The sequence below is a fragment of the Legionella sp. km772 genome (assembly GCF_003989735.1).
Lineage (GTDB): Bacteria > Pseudomonadota > Gammaproteobacteria > Legionellales > Legionellaceae > Legionella.
The window spans coordinates 1-1,247 of sequence record NZ_RZGQ01000357.1; the positions used below are offsets into that span (position 1 = coordinate 1).

The following is a 1,247-nucleotide window of genomic DNA, read 5'->3' on the forward strand; positions in this document are numbered from 1 at the left end:
AAGAAGCGCTAAAAGCATACTATAAAAACCCCTGCCACAGTGCTTGGCGTTATCTGTCTAAACCCAATTATTGGATGCATCAACAGGCTTCTTACGTCTATGTGGATGAACAAGACCGAAGTCTAAAATGGTCTAGTTTTCAAGAATACCAGTTCCTAATTGCCCTCTGCTGGCTTGCTGCCAAAGATGACGCTATCCCACCTACCGATGGCCATACTCTTGAAGGGCGAATTGAGCATTTTATCCGTGAGTTGATGCTCATTGGCCGGGCACATAATTGGGATAAAACCCGTGAACATAAAGGTATTAGAGAAGAATACGATGATTTAGAGGGAGATAAGCCTTCGTGTTATTCCGGAGTCAAACGCCGCTTATTCCAATCAGTAATCGGCCATCCTTTACTAAAACTACTTACTGACGACGACATCAGGCAAGAAGTGCGGGATTTTGCCTTAAGTTTATTTAAAACCAAAATAGCAACCCTGAACAACAAAGAGGCCATGAATGAGGCTTATAAGGAGTATGTCACTACCCTAGACCCAGACAGTGCTAAGCCACTTGCCTGCCTTAATTTCAGCGCTGAGGAGCAAGCCCAATGTGTAGCTCAATTAACTCAGAAATACGGGGATTCGTTTACCAGTAGTCATTCGTTTAAAATGCAAGTTCATTCTTTGCTTGCCCTTGACCCTAACGCCGCAAATGTCTCTGACCGCTATCATGCCTTAAAGCTTGATGGCCTTACCAACCTCTCCTTTTATCTTAAGCAGACCCAAGGTAATCCGCATGGCTTTTTTGGTTCTCAAGCAAGAGAAGAGATAGAGCCTGAGCAAGTGGATAATAATTTTAATAATAAATCCCGCATGCGTTAAGGTTTTTCGATTTTAGAAAACTAATACGAATCAGTAGTAGCCTAATATCAATACAAAATAGGCTTTGAAATGGGTAATATTTTATACATTTCATCAATCAAGGTACCGGCCACCAGGACCTCCCCCCTATACTAGTAAATAAGGTCTAAAATCAACATCGGGGAAGTCCTTAAAATTGAGCAGAGGCGCTACTGATTTAATTTTGAATAATAGACGGTATATGCTATGCCTAAATAATAGCAGCTTTATATTTATGCCTAAGTTACTCATGTTACGCACATAAACTTGTAGTTTGACTAAAAAGCATTAGAATTCCGCCCTTAATTTTAGGGAGGGAATTAAATGGATATGCTTGATCTTTATAGTGATTATTTGATT

Annotated in this window: 1 pseudogene; it reads left to right on the forward strand. The window is 40.3% G+C overall.

Annotation, left to right across the window (positions count from 1 at the left end):
* Positions 1-869: pseudogene (locus tag ELY15_RS16335) on the forward strand (hypothetical protein); the annotation flags it as partial.
* Positions 870-1,247 lie beyond the last annotated feature (378 nt).